This is a genomic window from Streptomyces sp. NBC_00663 (assembly GCF_036226885.1).
Taxonomy (GTDB): Bacteria; Actinomycetota; Actinomycetes; order Streptomycetales; family Streptomycetaceae; genus Streptomyces.
The window spans coordinates 3,154,614-3,168,823 of the sequence record NZ_CP109027.1; the positions used below are offsets into that span (position 1 = coordinate 3,154,614).

Annotated in this window: 13 protein-coding genes and 1 pseudogene; 5 read left to right on the plus strand and 9 right to left on the minus strand. The window is 67.0% G+C overall.

Annotated elements, in window-relative coordinates; all coding sequences use genetic code 11:
• Positions 1-139 precede the first annotated feature (139 nt).
• From OG866_RS14120 to OG866_RS14140, 5 genes and pseudogenes are all read right to left on the minus strand, one after another.
• A pseudogene (locus OG866_RS14120) lies at positions 140-520 on the minus strand (DNA cytosine methyltransferase); the annotation flags it as partial.
• 47 nt (positions 521-567) lie between these two features.
• On the minus strand, positions 568-1,560 hold the full coding sequence (locus OG866_RS14125; protein WP_329334730.1) for a DUF2637 domain-containing protein: 993 nt from the start codon (positions 1,558-1,560) through the stop codon (positions 568-570).
• Complete coding sequence (locus OG866_RS14130) at positions 1,557-1,847, minus strand: hypothetical protein (RefSeq protein WP_329334732.1); 291 nt, start codon at positions 1,845-1,847, stop codon at positions 1,557-1,559. Before OG866_RS14130 ends, OG866_RS14125 begins: the two co-directional genes overlap by 4 nt.
• Before the next feature lie 168 nt (positions 1,848-2,015).
• The gene (locus OG866_RS14135; protein WP_329344091.1) at positions 2,016-2,465 is read right to left on the minus strand and encodes a transcriptional regulator; all 450 of its coding nucleotides are present in this window, start codon (positions 2,463-2,465) and stop codon (positions 2,016-2,018) included.
• A gap of 5 nt (positions 2,466-2,470) precedes the next feature.
• The gene (locus OG866_RS14140; RefSeq protein ID WP_329334733.1) at positions 2,471-2,701 is read right to left on the minus strand and encodes a hypothetical protein; all 231 of its coding nucleotides are present in this window, start codon (positions 2,699-2,701) and stop codon (positions 2,471-2,473) included.
• Positions 2,702-3,434: 733 nt separating this feature from the next.
• Here OG866_RS14140 and OG866_RS14145 point away from each other — a divergent pair.
• The gene (locus OG866_RS14145) at positions 3,435-4,190 is read left to right on the plus strand and encodes a helix-turn-helix domain-containing protein (RefSeq protein ID WP_329334735.1); all 756 of its coding nucleotides are present in this window, start codon (positions 3,435-3,437) and stop codon (positions 4,188-4,190) included.
• 3 nt (positions 4,191-4,193) lie between these two features.
• On the plus strand, positions 4,194-4,667 hold the full coding sequence (locus tag OG866_RS14150; RefSeq protein WP_329334737.1) for an NUDIX domain-containing protein: 474 nt from the start codon (positions 4,194-4,196) through the stop codon (positions 4,665-4,667).
• On the opposite strand, the gene OG866_RS14155 is transcribed toward OG866_RS14150, so the two are convergent.
• From OG866_RS14155 to OG866_RS14165, 3 genes are all read right to left on the minus strand, one after another.
• Positions 4,664-5,221 (minus strand): HD domain-containing protein, encoded by a 558-nt coding sequence (locus tag OG866_RS14155; RefSeq protein ID WP_329334739.1) that lies wholly within the window; start codon positions 5,219-5,221, stop codon positions 4,664-4,666. The genes OG866_RS14150 and OG866_RS14155 overlap by 4 nt on opposite strands.
• 1 nt (position 5,222) lies before the next feature.
• Positions 5,223-5,684, minus strand: coding sequence for a GntR family transcriptional regulator (locus OG866_RS14160; RefSeq protein WP_329334741.1), 462 nt, complete (start codon positions 5,682-5,684; stop codon positions 5,223-5,225).
• A gap of 109 nt (positions 5,685-5,793) precedes the next feature.
• Complete coding sequence (locus OG866_RS14165; RefSeq protein ID WP_329334743.1) at positions 5,794-6,861, minus strand: pentapeptide repeat-containing protein; 1,068 nt, start codon at positions 6,859-6,861, stop codon at positions 5,794-5,796.
• 496 nt (positions 6,862-7,357) lie between these two features.
• On the opposite strand from OG866_RS14165, the gene OG866_RS14170 reads away from it, so the two are divergent.
• The 3 genes from OG866_RS14170 (at position 7,358) to OG866_RS14180 (ending at position 13,009) form a co-directional block, all read left to right on the plus strand.
• Positions 7,358-8,416, plus strand: coding sequence for a YaaC family protein (locus OG866_RS14170; RefSeq protein WP_329344093.1), 1,059 nt, complete (start codon positions 7,358-7,360; stop codon positions 8,414-8,416).
• Positions 8,417-9,644: 1,228 nt separating this feature from the next.
• Complete coding sequence (locus OG866_RS14175) at positions 9,645-11,006, plus strand: hypothetical protein (protein WP_329334745.1); 1,362 nt, start codon at positions 9,645-9,647, stop codon at positions 11,004-11,006.
• Between the two features lie 203 nt (positions 11,007-11,209).
• Positions 11,210-13,009, plus strand: coding sequence for a beta-ketoacyl-[acyl-carrier-protein] synthase family protein (locus OG866_RS14180; protein WP_329334747.1), 1,800 nt, complete (start codon positions 11,210-11,212; stop codon positions 13,007-13,009).
• 107 nt (positions 13,010-13,116) lie between these two features.
• Here the strand turns inward: OG866_RS14180 and ku are convergent, their stop codons facing one another.
• Positions 13,117-14,169: a non-homologous end joining protein Ku gene (gene ku, locus OG866_RS14185; RefSeq protein WP_329334749.1), complete on the minus strand. Its 1,053-nt coding sequence runs from the start codon at positions 14,167-14,169 to the stop codon at positions 13,117-13,119.
• Between the last annotated feature and the right edge of the window lie 41 nt (positions 14,170-14,210).

Genomic DNA, 14,210 nt, shown 5'->3' on the forward strand with positions numbered 1-14,210 from the left:
GGTCCGGGGCGTCGGCAGCAGCGCCACCACGTTCGGCAACGCATCCTCGAAGCCCTTCCCCCGCGAGTCCCTCGCGCGGGGCGTCGGCAGATGTGGCGAGGAAGAAGAGCCGGCGCCGCTGGTGGCAAGCGCCGACCTCGTCCGCACGTACAACGCACCACTCCGCATCGAACCCGAGGTCGGCAAGGTCGCACAGGACAGTGTCGAAGCCGAGTCGAAGGTGGTTCGCGACGTTCTCAAAGATCGCGATTCGGGGTCGTAGAACCCCAAGGGCACGGGCAATGAAGGGCCAGAGATGCCGCTCATCGTCGGTTCCTTTCAGCTCACCGGCGAGAGAGAAGGGCTGACAGGGATAGCCACCGATGAAGACGTCCACCGGCTCCACCGCACGCCAGTCGACGGCGGTCAGGTCCCCGAGGTTCGGCATGCCGGGATGGTGGTGGGCCAGGATGCGGCTCGCGCCCGGGTCGTTGTCCGCCACCCACGCCAGCGAGCCGCCGAAGACGCCCAGGACGGCCATGTCCAAGCCGCCGTAGCCGGTGCACACAGACCCGATCCGCAGGCCCCTCACGCGGCGGCCTCCTCCGGGCCGTCGACGGAGTGCAGCGGGCGGCTCTCGGCACGCTCCGCCTTGAGGGTGTCGCGCAGGGTGCGGGCGTTGGCCTGCGAGACGTGCAGCGTGGTGCGGATGCGGTCTGCGGTCAGCTCCGCATCCGACCAGTCTTCGGTCTCCTTGCGCGCCTCGGTCAGCAGCTCCTCGAAGGTGCGCTGCGTCTTGGGCTTGCTCTTGGCGGGCCGCTTGCGCAGTGCCTTGGGCGCTGCGCTCTGAGGCTCCTGCGGGACCTGCTCCGGCTCCGGCTCCGGCTCCGGGGTGACCGGCAGCGCAGTGGTGGGGGTGAGGTCGCCCATGCGCAGCATCACGCGCTCGCGCCGCGGGGTCTCGCGCCGCCAGCCGCGGCCGTAGCGCTCGCGCAGGTCCGCGCGGGCCAACTGCCGCTCCTTCTCCCGCGCCAGCGCCTCGGAGTAGGAGGTGATCTCCCACAGCGTCATGCGGCGCCACAGCAGGAACGTGGAGGGGAAGGCGAGCAGCCAGCGGGAGAACCGGATCTTCTCCATGCGGCGGCCGGTGGCGGCGCCGATGCGGACGGCGTAGATGTGCGCGCCGATCTCGGAGAACACCACCCACAGCAGCGGCATGGTGCCGTGCGCGACCCGGGCCCACAGACTCTGCCCGGCGGCGATGTTCAGCCCGCAGGTGATCAGGGTGAGCACCCAGGGCACGAACCGCACCCAGGCCAGCGCCATGTCCATCCGGATCAGCAGCAGGTTGGCGACGGTGAACACCGGGATGGCCACGTCGATACCGACCGGCAGCATCCACGGCTCACCGAACCCCCAGCGCAACGCGGCAGCGGACACGGCGTCGAAGGAGGAGATCAGACCGAGCGCGCCGACCCCGGCCGCGGCGAGCGCGCCGATACCGGCGAGCCCCATTTCCGGGCGGGTCAGCGGCGGCACCCCGGAGACCGGCGCCTGCGGGGCGGCGGGCGTCGTGGTCATGCCGCAACCCCCTTGCGGACCGTGCGGCGGCGCCGGGCGGTGCGGGGCAGCGGGACGACGTCGACCAGGCCGGGGTGTTCCTCGATGACCTGCGCGGCCATGCGGATCAGGCCGTCGTACATCTCGGGGTGGTCGGCGAGGATGTCCCGGGCCGCGTCCTCGCGGGCCGCGCGCTCCTCGTCGGTCTCACCCTCGACCCCGAGCCACAGTTCAACCGGGGTGCCGAGCGCAAGTTCCGCGAAGTCCTCAGCAGTAACGGCCTGTTGGCGGCCGATGTACGCACGCATGAAAGCTCCTGAAGTGGGAGGGACGGGAAGGGCCGCAGCAGCCGCAGGCGTGTTGGTGAGACGGCGACTGCTGCGGGAGGACCCCCGGGCCGCAGCGCGGGTGGGGAGAGTGCCCCGGCCGGGAGTCGAACCCGGCGCTTGCGACCATCGGGGCGGTGGTGCGAGGGGTCAGACGGTGGCGATGACCAGCGCGGCAATCAGCAGCCACAGGTGGTGGAAGGACTGGTCAAGGGCGTAGGCGCCGGTGCCGATGTGCGGGTTGTCGTCGTGGCCGGCGCGCGGGGTGCCGAGCCGGTGGAACCCGCCCAACCCGAGCACCTCAGCGAGCCGGGCCAGCGTGCTGCGCCGGTCCGCCCACCAATGGGTGAGCGCGTCGACACCCAGTCCCAGCACGGTGCCGAGCACCGACAGGCGCAGATCAAGCAGCCACGCGACCGGCAGCAGCACGGCAACCTTGGTGAGCGTCAGGGTGGCGACGTGCCGGGCATCCGCGAGACGGCCGACCCAACCCGGACGGCCCTTGGTGAGGGACTGGTGGGAGGTCTGCACCCAGTGGTCACCCACGCTGTGAGCGACGTACAGGGCAGCGAACACAGCGGCGAACACCGCAGCTTCCACGGCGGTCACCGGCTCTCGTCACGGGACTGGACAAGCTGAATGGCCAGACGGGCGAAGTGGGCGACCGCGTCGAAGTCGGCGAACGTCACACCGTGCGTCTCGGCCGCCTGGATCATGTCCCGCAGCACCGATGCGGCATCCGCCTTCTGCTTGGGCGTCGGCTGGTAGCCGGGGCCGAACTCGGCGGCAGCAGACGCCACGCGCTCACCGATGGAGTTCAGGTCGTGCTGGTCCATTACTGCTCCTCAAGTGGAGAGACGGGAAGGGCCGGAGCAGGCGCAGGCGTGGTGGTGAGACGGCGCCCGCCCCGGCAGAACCCCAGCCGCGGCACGGCGAGGGGGAAGTGCCCCGGACCGGAGTCGAACCGGTCCTGCGACCATCGGGGCGGTGTCGGCTTCACCGGCCCGCCATTGCGTAGCGGACCGGCCCCGAGCCGGTGAATCGGGTGCGTCATCGTCACTGCTCTGACGCCAGCAGGCGGCCTGCACGAAGCGATGCAGGGTGGCGTGCCGCCGACGACATCACCCGGTCGCCGCGGGGGCGGTCTCACTCTTGCCGCCACGTGCGTTGGGGCCCCGCTGTACTTCCCCACACCCGAGATCGGGTGGCGCCTGCCAGGCGCGTAGGGGAGAACCGACGTCCATCACGGCGGTTTGCCCCCGGACCCTCGCCCTAGGCACCTGCCGCGACCGCCGACTCTGCGTCAGCCCCGCACGATCACTATTCAGTTCTTCGTAGCGCTTGCTCCGGGCCTTGCCTCCGGGCGCTTGGTGATGCAGTACCTGTTTTACAGGTACTGCATGGGAGGCCGTCAAGTACAGCGGCCCGACTTCTTGGCTTCGCACCGGGATTTCTTGGTGCACCATCAGAATCGGTGCAGGTCAGGGGAGTTGGTCACCCTCTACGTGGACAGCGCAAAATCATCTGGGTACCGTCAAGAGCTCCCAAGACGTCCCATCGGGGGTTGAGATGTCCAACGAGCGTCTACGCACGGCCCTCTTGGCGCAGGGCATGACCGTGCAGCAACTCGCGGAGAAGATCGAGGTCAACCCGAAGACGGTTGAGCGCTGGATCACCCAGGGCAAAGTGCCGTACCGGCGCCATCAGTACGCGACCGCGGCCATCCTGAACGTCGACGTGACGATGCTCTGGGAGGATGACCGCTCCCTCGACAGCGCGGCCGACCTGTCCAAGGCAGAGATCGTCACGGTCTACCCGCACCGCCACGTCGTACCCACCGACCTGTGGCGGGAGATGTGCGAGCGCGCGAAAGAGCGCATCGACATCCTTGTCTACGCGGGCATCGGCCTAGCCGAAGACCCGCGCTTCCTGTCCGTACTCAAGGCCAAGTCGAAGAGCGTCACCATCCGTGTCCTGATGGGAGACCCCGCCTGCGAGGCAGTCATCCGGCGGGGTATCGATGAGGGGCACCGCATCATGGACGGCAAGATCCGCAACGCGCTGGTCAACTATCGCCCTCTGTTCACCAGTCACCCCGAGATCGTGTTCCGCCTGCATGACACCGTGCTCTACAACTCGATCTACCGTGTGGATGACGAGATGCTGGTCAACACGCACGTGTACGGCATCGGCGCCTATTTGGCCCCGGTGCTGCACCTGCGGCGACTTCCCGGCGGTGGGCTCTTCGACACCTTCGCCAATAGCGTGCAGCAGACGTGGGAAGGCGCACGGCCAGTGACCGAACACGACTTCACGGGAGCATGAGCCATGGGACGCATCGACTACCTTCACGACCCCGACGCCCCGCCGGCCAACTCCGTCGTGCCATCTGTCGTGGCGTTCGTACAGAACGACGCGGGACAGGTGCTGATGATCCAACGGTCCGACAACGGACGTTGGGCACTGCCCGGCGGTGGACACGACGTCGGGGAGTCAATCAGCGACACCGTGGTGCGCGAGGTCTGGGAAGAGACCGGCATCAAGGCGGAAGTCGTCGACATGTCCGGGATCTACACCGACCCAGGCCACGTGATGCAGTACGACGACGGGGAGATCCGGCAGCAGTTCAGCATCTGCTTCCGGGCCCGTCCGGTCGGCGGTGAGGTGCGTACGAGCAACGAGACGACACAGGTCCGCTGGGTCGACCCAACGGACCTGGAGAAGCTAGACGTCCACCCCACGATGCGGCTCCGGATCGAGCACGCCATGGACCGGACGCGGCCCACCCCCTATATCGGCTAACGCTTGGCTGCGGAGACGCGCTCCAACACTCGGGCCGTACACGCGAGAATCTCCGGCTCAGCACGCCGGATGAACGTTCCGATCAAACTGTCCGGCCCGTACCGCCCCGCGATCTCGTTGACTCGGTCGACAGGGTTCGTGGGCGTGCCGTCCGGCGTCGTGTTCATGTCGCAGTAGCAGAGCGCATCGTTAAGGTGCCCGCTCTCGCGGGGGAACTCGCCCTCCAGCTCGTCTCGCAGGCCTCGGGCTTCCGCCTCCATCCATGCGCACGAGTGGTGAGCCACCAGGTTGATGACGCGTTCGTCGGCGTTGGCTACGTCTCGGAGGTAGCGCGCACCGTCCAACGGGTGGAAACCGGTCTTCGCCAGGTCCGGGGCGTAGCCGATGTCGTGCAGCACCGCCGCCGCCTCCAGTAGATCCGCATCCTGGTCAAGGATGAGCGCGATGGTGCGCGCCCTCTCCGCGACTCCTAGACAGTGCTTCCAGCGCCGCGGCAGCGGCTCCGCAAGCAAGGACTCGGCCAGCGGGTACGCCCACTCCGTCAAGGTCGGCAAGCTAGGAACGCTCCTCTCGCGTCGGCACGGCGCGGACTCTCCGCACCTTGCCCTGTCCTCCGTCGGCCAGCACGCCGGCCGTCTCCAACTTGCTCAGCGCTTTGGCCACAGTCGGCCGCGATACGCCGAACCGCACGGCAAGCGCCGAAGCGCTCGGGAACGCTTCCCCTACTTCGAGCCCCTCAGCCGTGATGATGTCCGCGAGTTGTTGATCGAGCGGACGCCGGTCCACCTGCGCACCCGCCCGAACGACGCGCCACCGTCCGCCCGGCGCAGGTTCGGCGACGCCTTCCTGCCGCAGAACACCGAACGCGCGGAGGGCAACTCCGCGCGAGACGTCGTGATCGCGCATGACATCAGCCAGGGCCGGGAGTTCCGTCACCCCCGGGTCCCCCTCGATCTGCCGCTTCAGCGAATCGGCGATCTTCATGAACGTCCCCCGTGGGTTGGCCTGCTGCGGCACCCGCTCTCCCTCTCCGCTCGTCCGCCACCTCAAGACTCCAAGACTTCAAGACTCCCACGACCCGCGACCGCTGTGGAGAGCGGCTGAACGGCCAGCGCCGCGGCCACGCCTAGTCTGTATGCGCGGTAGTACCCAGGCGAACTGCTACCTGAGGATCGGCGGCCACCTGTGACGGCAGCCTTGAGCCTTCGCCCAGCTTGGCAACGAGAACCTGCGCGACGCTGACGGATGCTGTTTGCAGATCTGCACCGACGAGATCCGCTCTCGTCAGATTCGCCTCTCTACCCTCGGGAATATCCGACGAATGCGAATCCCGGAGGTCAGCCCCATCCATAAGCGCTCCTGTGAGATCTGCATCAGTCAGGTCCGACGCACCCATCACCGCGTCGGTGAGATCTACTGCTGCCAGTTTCGCCTTTACCAGCTCCGCCTCTCTCAACCAGGTGCGGGAAAGATTCGCCTTCTCTAGCCACGCATTTGTCAGCGTTGCTCTCCAAAGCCTTGCGTTACTGAGATCCACTTTCGTGAGGGTGGCCCAGGATAGGTCTGTTTCCGCTAGATCCATCCTGCTGAGATCAGCTCCGCTGAGCCTGACCCTAGACAGATGAAGGCCGCTAAGGTCGATGGTTCTCATCGAGCCGTCAATCTCTATGAGAGCTCGAAACGTGGGCCGCGTGAGCGCAGTCAGCGCAGCCTGAATGTCTGGAGCAGGCTCTCTCGGCAGTTCGGGTGCGACTTCCGGAAACGGCACACGCAGGCGCGCGGCTCGCCGGATAGCAGCGATCGACTGCCGCTCCTTCTTAGCGTTTCGCCGTTCCGTCCGGGGCGCTCGATCCCTAATGAAGGCCACAAGAACATGCGCCGCATGGGTCGCCTGATCGGGAGCATCGTGCACAATTTGCTCCAGCGCGAAGATACCTCCAATGCGTACATACATTTGATCCGATCCAAGCCGCTCCAGTGCCTTGGTAAATCGGTCAGTGACCTGCCCTCTACGCGTCAACCGATAGTTGAATGCAGTGAACAGAAGAGCAACTGCCGCGCCTAGGGCGGCGGCCACCTGCACGAGCGCGATCCTGAACTGCCCAAGGGCTGCGGAGCGTGCCGCACCGTCCATGCCCTCCCAATCTGGCCCGGAGATCCACTCCACGACTGTCCGGATCAGGGGAGTGAACACGATCGCCAGGACACCTGCCGCCGCTGCCGCGCCCAATCCAGCCCAAGCGACGCCCCGCACTTGCTTCCAACTGAACCCCATAGCCTCACCCTGCCGGTGAGCATCCCCGTTGCACAACGGTCGGAGAGTCGCCTGATCGGCGTCGAGGCGACACACCTCCGACAACCTCCGACACCCTCCGAGTCGCCCGAGACCGAGAGAGGCTCCCGCCGCAGGTCAGAGAACGCCCAGGAGCAAGATCAGGCACTCCTTCCGCCAGCATCGCGACGCTTCCAGTTCAACGCGATGCGTTCACCGGTGCTGAGGTGGCCTCCAAGACGACTCGCCGAAGCTCCGCTACTTTTGCTAAGAGACACCCGCAGGCGGAGATGCGGCAGTACTCTCGGAATCTTCTGAGTATTCGATGAGCAAGGGAATCGTTGTATGTCTCTGCCCGCCGCTCGCCCATACAGCAACTGGTTGCTTCTACCCCCATACGACCCAGGTAGAGGGTTTCATGCATGGTCGGAGTCTGCGAGTTCCGTTGCTGCTAGAAAATTTGCGGCGTCACGCCGAAATCAAGACAGTGGGAAGGTCGAGGTTCCCCGGTTCACTGAACAGAAAGAATGCACTCTGGAAAGAGTACCGAAACTTTCTTCGTCAGGCTTTGAGCAACTTTGAAGCGGCGATCACCGTTCCTAATCGGTCGGCATGCCTTCTGTATTATTATGCGATGTTGAACTTCGCCAAGGCGGAGCTTCTCAGCACCGTTCCAAATAGCATCACCGGTAAATTCGTTGGCCATGGGCTGAGTTTCAGTCCTAGTCGTGCGAAATCGGTTGCGGGTGATGTCTTGGTAGTTAAGGATGGGGTATTCCCCTGGCTCTACGAATCCCGCACCGGACACAAGCTTGGCGTTGGCACCAAGCTTTCCGTAAAGCGATTGCTTGCCCAAATCCCGGAAATCTCTACGCAGGTCACCGATGCCGCTCTGGGTGAGAGTGTAATTGCAGCCGTGCACCACATGGTGGCGGCGGATGACGACAAGAGCTGGACGGTGCTCCTGACTGAGGGAAGTATTCCTACCGGCAGCAAGACGGAGCGATTGCTTCTCACTCACTTCCGTGAAGTCAGCGTCCCGCTAAATTGGCGCGATCACTTCGCTATGAGCAGGCGACACATCAGCAAAGTCAGATTGTTTGAGTCTATCGATACATGTTTGAGGCCATCACCAGGGCAAATTGACCTAAAAGGCAGCATGAGGCTTACGCAAAAGATCCAGGACATTCTAGGCATGAGGACCTCGGAACATATGGATGCAAATATTTGCCCCAGCCTTTTCAAAACTCAAATGTTTCCCATGCCGTCATCTCTGGCGCGATATGCGATCACATATTACGCCTCATCACTCGTCAGATATAAGCCGTCAGTCTTCGACTTGCAAATTGCACCCGAGCAGGCTTATATGTTTGACGCCATTGCCAGGGAGTGTGCACTCCCTATGCTCATTGACACTCTTTCCGGACTCGAAGGACAGGACCAGCTCTTCTTTGCCGCAGGCGCCCATCGCAATTAGGGCGATTGAGTGTGGGTAGGAGCGGGCGCAGCGGTGTCGGGCCGTCTGCGGACTGCCAAACGGCGGCCGACAGTCGGTCAGCACGCCGGCGGCCTCCCTCTGCGATCTATTCCAGCACCTTCGCGATCCGGACGTCGTCGGCGATCCTGTCGAGCAGCTCCGTGAGCAGCACCTCACCGCTATAGATGTATTACTTCATGCATTAAGTGCCTTCCGCACCGATTTCGCCGTATTAGTGCTTTCGATCCCGATTGCGAATGTGACCTTAATCACACTAGCTCGTCGCTAATTACCTTGATCGCATGACACTGAACGCGAGCTTCCGCTTGCCTGTCGCCGCAGGCCATGCGCCTCCTGAAAGGTGACACGAAGGGGTTCCAACGCGACCGCAGGTTGCGGCGACGAGTAAACCGCCGAAGATCGAGTTACGTCCGTTAACCGATCTAACCCGCGATCTAATTATCCGAGACGCGGAAAGGGCCGCCCCGTGATGGGAGGCGGCCCCTTGTGCTCCGCGTGAATTCGAGGGATCGAGATCAACACCGGAGGTGTGTCCAGCATGTCAGAGCGTTCCAGTGCTGAGGAACCAGGCTTTCTGACGATCTTCAGGCCGTCTCCCGCCGCTGCGGGACTGTGCGCCTACGTTGTCGTCGAGGCGACCGCGTGGTTCAGTGGCCTCCCCGCGAGCGCGACGATGACCGCGAAGTTCGGAATCGTCGCGACGGTTCTGATCAAGGAGTGTGTCCGCAGAGGACGTTGATCCGGGCGCCGGGCGGCGGCTCATCCTCCCCTGCCCGTGGTGACTACCATCAGACGGTCTCCGACACACCTCCGACACAGGGAGCGCCGCCCGCACCCCCGGCGAGGTTCGACCGCAGGTCAGAGGCGGTGTAGCGCCATGATCAGGCACGGTCTCCGGAACCGTGTGCGCAGGTTCGAATCCTGCCGTGGGCACATCACTGAGAGCGGGACCCAGTCAGACTGGGTCCCGCTCTTTTTTGTTTTGGGGCCGGGGTGGGGTCAACCGGGGTGGTGGCAGGGGGAGTTCGTTGGCTGTGCTCGCTCAGCGTGTGGTCGCGTTGGTGGTGGTGAGGGGGGCTCCGGCGGATCGGGGGCGGTTCGAGGAGGAGTGCGGGCGGCTGGGGTGGGTCGTGCTGGAGCGGCCGGGTGAGAGGGCGGACGGGGCGGAGGTCTCGTACGTCGTCGGGCTGCGGTTGTTCGGGGTCGGGTGGCCGAGGGGGCCCGGGAGCAGGTGAAGGGGGTGGCCGGGCGGCTCGATCTGGGTGTGCGGGTGGTGGCGGCGGAGCGGGTGCGCGGCGGGGGCGATGAGCGGCTTCCGATGTGGCGGACGGTGGGCCACTCGCCGGAAGTGGCGGCGACGGCGTCGGGGGCGTCCTGGAGGGCGTGGGGTTCGCGGCTGGGAGGCTTGCGGCGGCGGGTCTGGGCCGTCGATGAGGCGGAGGCCTTGCGGTTGGCGCGTCGGCCGTTGCCGGGGGGCGAGCTGGCGCCGGCCGGGGTGAAGGTACGGAGTGCGGTGCCGGAGGCGGACGGTGCCGGGGTGCTGCCGCGGGACATCGGGCCGGTGCTGGTCGCTTGGGTGGCGCTGCTCGGTGTGGCCTACGGAGTCGTCGCCGCTCATTCCGGTCTGCGGGGCGGCAACGCTCTTCAGGTGACCGTCGGGCCGGTGGCGGTCGCCCTGGGCTGTGCGGGTGCGCGCTGGGCGATCCGCAGGCTGTGGTTGACCAGGGACTTCGCGTGGACGTTGCTCGGGGGCGCCGGTACCACGTCGCTTCTGTGCCTGCTCGCCCTCGGCCTCGGTCTCGGTCTGGGCGGCAGGGCGGACGACGGCGGGGCGGAGCTCTTCGCCGACCTGGCGCACACCCTGTGGATTCTGATGACCGGCTTGTTGCCGGCCGTCCTGCTGTCGGGCGGACTGTTCCTGCTCTTCTACTCGTCGGGGTGGCGGTCCCTGACGCCCTGGCTGCTGCCCTTCGTGATCCCGGTCGCTCTCGGGCTGCTGCCGGGGGCGGGCGGGCTGGTGGTGCGTCAGTATCTCGACGCGTTCGGCACGGAGCCCGCGGCCGTGGGGGTCTCGTGGTACTGGCAGTTGCGCGCCACCGCCTCCTGGATGCCGCGGCTGGCGCTGGTACTGGTGGTGCCGTCCGCCCTGGGCTACCTCCGGGCTCTGCACCAGCCTGTGCGCACTCGGGCCATGATGGTCGCGTCCGGGATCGTCGCGGCCTTCCTGGTGTACACCAGCCTCACCAATCATCTGCTCGACCCGGCCCGCGCGGCAGGCCGCGACGCCGTCTCCGCCGCCTCGCACTGGCGCACCCCCTCCCCCTTCTACGGCATCGAGCCGACCTGGGTGTGCGCCGCTCCCCTCGCCGGCAAGACCGTTGGTGATGTGCCCGTCGTGGGTGGGGTCTTCTCGGCCGAGCGGGCGTATCTCATGCTCGGGGACTCCGAGGGCACCGTGGTGTTCTGGGCCCCTCTGGGCGAGGGGGCGGCGGAGACGTTGGAGATGCCGTTGGACGCGTTGCGGATACGGGGCGTCCGGCGTCCTTGGGCGGGGTGTGGGCGGCCGTGAGCTTTCCCACAGATCGTTTGCAGGTGGGATGACAACTTCGTTTCCGGTTCGATCAGTTGAGGTTCTTCTCCGTCGGCTCACCGTTTGCGGAGTGTAAGAAACTGGGCAGGTTTTCCTTTCAACAATGGTCTTTCCGGCTTTCGTCCCGTTCACTCGGAACCGTCCCCCGTACGGCAGTTCAGACCTGGGAAGCGTGTACGGATATGTCCAATTCATCCGAGACGTCTGAAGTCCCGATAAATCCGCACACAGTTAGCGTCGCCGAGGTGATCCCGGGCGACCTGGTCGCCCTGTCGCCCGGCGACGTGGAACAGCAGCGCTGGTACGTCGTCACGCACACGCTGCCCGAGTCGCCGGAGACGATCCGGGTGTCGCTCCGGCCGCCGCTCGGCGGGTTGGACCACGACGAGGTGCTCGGCCGCGAGCGGACCGTCACCGTCGCCTGCCACCGGCTGGACGTGGCGGCCGTGCCCCGGCTGTCCTCGCCGCCGCTCGACGACGTCGAGTTCCGGGACGGCGACCGGGTGGGCTCGGTGCGGGCCGTCGATCCGCGGGCCGTCGAGGTGACGTACGTACGGCGTTGGGGCGTCTGGCACCGGGACCTCGACGTCTGCGCGGAGGAGCCGGTGACGGACGGGGAGGTGCGGGGGTGGGCCCGTGACGCCGACCGGGAGGGGTATGTCGTACGGCATCACCCGCGGCCGGCGCGGGAAGCCGCTGCCAATGGGCCGCGGCGGGTGGTCGTCACCGGGCTCGGGGCCGTGACTCCGCTCGGGGTCGGGGTGGATGCGTTGTGGCGGGGGCTGCTTGAGGGGCGGCACGGGATACGGGAGTTGGCGGGGGACGAGTTCGGTGAGCTGCCCGTACGGGTGGCCGGGACCGTGCCCGTCGACCCTGCCGAGTTGCTGCCACGGGCCGCCGCGCGGCGGATGAACCGGGCCGCTCAGTTCGCCGTGCTCGCCGCGCGGGAGGCGTGGGCCGATGCCGGGTTCGTGGACGGTGGAACCCTGGAGAGCGGGCTCGCGCCCGAGCGGGTCGGGGTGAGTCTGGGGGCGATCCTCGGGGACGCCTCCGTGCTGGTCGGCGGGGATCGGAAGCTGCGGGAGAAGGGACCCCGGGGCGTCTCACCGCTCACCACGCCGATGACCGTGCCCTCGCAGGCCGCCTCGCAGGTCTCCCTCGATCTGCACATCACCGGTGAGGCCCGGACCGTGACCAGTGCGTGTGCCTCCGGCACCGAGGCGATCGGGCAGGCCATCGACCGCATACGGTACGGCCGGGTCGACGTCGCCCTCGCGGGCGGTGCGGAAGCCGTCGTGACGCCGGCGATCATGGCGTCGTTCGCCTCGATGCGGGCGTTGTCCCAGGCCGGGCTGGAGGACGGGCGTTCGCCCTCACGGCCGTTCGCCAAGGACCGGGGCGGGTTCGTGAACGGCGAAGGGGCGGGGGTGCTGGTGCTGGAGGCCGAGGAACACGCCCTCGCCCGGGGCGCGCGCGTCTACTGCGAGGCCGCGGGGTGGGGGCTGTCCGCCGACGCGCATCACATGGCCGCGCCCGATCCGTCGGGCAGCGGGGTCGCGCTCGCACTGCGGCGGGCGGTGCGGGATGCCGGGGGGCATGTGGTGGACGTCGTCCATGTGAACGCGCATGCCACGGCGACCGTGGAGGGGGATCTGGCCGAGGCGGGTGCGCTGCGGGCCGTGTTCGGGAACCGGTCGACGTCCGGGGCCGTGCCGGTGACCGCGCTCAAGGGGCACCTCGGGCATTTGCAGGGGGCCGCGGGCGGGGTGGAGGCCGTGGCCACCGTACTGACGCTGCATCACGGAGTCGTGCCGCCGACCGTGGGGTGTGCGGAGGTGGACGACGACGTGGAGCTGGATGTGGTGACGGGGGCTCCGCGGGAGTTGCCGGGGGACGGGGATCTGGCGCTCAGCAATTCGTTCGGGTTCGGGGGGCACAACGCGGTGCTGGCCCTGCGGCGGACGGGCCGCGAAACGCGTTGAGGGGCGGCCGGGCTCAGCGGAGTTCGGCACCGCCGGCCAGCGAGGTGGTGGCTGAGCGCCGTCGCCGCGGAAGGACAAGACGGCAGACACCCCGACAGGCGTCGGCATCAGGCCGAGCGTTTGCGGGGAGTGGTCTTCTTCGCTGACGTCTTCTTCGCCGTCGATGCCGACGCGGTCTTCTTCGCCGCCGCCGTCTTCTTGGCCGAGCCCGCCGCCGTCTTCTTCGTCGCCGTCGACTTCTTCGCCGATGCCGATGCCGACGCCGACGCCGACGTTGTCTTCTTCGCCGTCGTCTTGGACGTCGACTTCCTGCCGGTCGCCGGCTTCGGGGTCGTGCGGGACGTCTTGCGCGGCGGGAGCTGTCTGACCTCCGCCGGTTCCTCGCCGCGGGACTCCTTCGCCTCGCGCACGCTCTTCTCCAGGGCGGCCATGAGGTCGAGGACCTTGCCGCCCTTGCCCGGTTCCGGGGCCTCCGGCGGAGTCTCGCCGGCGGCCTTCGCGGCGACGACCTCCTCCAGGGCCTCGCGGTACTCGTCGTGGAGGTCTTCGAGGTCGATCTCGCCCAGGGTGTCCATGAGGGCGTCGGCGAGGTCGAGTTCCTTGTCGTTGACGGTGACCTTGGTGTCGGGGGCGACGCCCTGGGGGGCGCGGACCTCGTCCGGCCACAGCAGGCCGTGCATGGCGATCGCGTCGTCGACCACCCGCAGCATCCCCAGCCGCTCCCTCCCCCGCAGCGCGTATTTGGCGATCGCCACCTTGTTGCTGCGCTTCAGTGCCTCCCGGAGGAGCGTGTACGGCTTCGCCGCGGGGGCGCCGCCCGCCGCCAGGTAGTACGCGGCGTCCATCTGGAGCGGGTCGATCCGGTCGGCCGGCACGAAGGCCACGATCTCGATCGTCTTCGCCGTCGGCAGCGGGAGGTGGGAGAGGTCCTCGTCGGTGATGGGGACGATCGTGCCGTCCGCGTCCTCGTAGCCCTTGCCGATCTCGGCCCCGCTGACCTCCTTCTCCTCCAGCTCGCACACCTTGCGGTAGCGGATGCGGCCGCCGTCCTCCAGATGGATCTGGCGGAAGGAGATCGAGTGGCTCTCGGTGGCGTTGACCAGCTTGATCGGGATGCTGACCAGCCCGAACGAGATCGCACCGTTCCATATGGATCGCACGGTCAGTACCCTTTCGACGCATAACGGTCGGTATCACGTTA

Bases quoted from the DNA above. Each gene is read 5' to 3' on its own strand.
- OG866_RS14125 (WP_329334730.1), bottom strand. From the start codon at position 1,560: ATGACCACGACGCCCGCCGCCCCGCAGGCGCCGGTCTCCGGGGTGCCG.
- OG866_RS14130 (WP_329334732.1), bottom strand. From the start codon at position 1,847: ATGCGTGCGTACATCGGCCGCCAACAGGCCGTTACTGCTGAGGACTTC.
- OG866_RS14140 (WP_329334733.1), bottom strand. From the start codon at position 2,701: ATGGACCAGCACGACCTGAACTCCATCGGTGAGCGCGTGGCGTCTGCT.
- OG866_RS14145 (WP_329334735.1), top strand. From the start codon at position 3,435: ATGTCCAACGAGCGTCTACGCACGGCCCTCTTGGCGCAGGGCATGACC.
- OG866_RS14150 (WP_329334737.1), top strand. From the start codon at position 4,194: ATGGGACGCATCGACTACCTTCACGACCCCGACGCCCCGCCGGCCAAC.
- OG866_RS14170 (WP_329344093.1), top strand. From the start codon at position 7,358: ATGCATGGTCGGAGTCTGCGAGTTCCGTTGCTGCTAGAAAATTTGCGG.
- OG866_RS14180 (WP_329334747.1), top strand. From the start codon at position 11,210: ATGTCCAATTCATCCGAGACGTCTGAAGTCCCGATAAATCCGCACACA.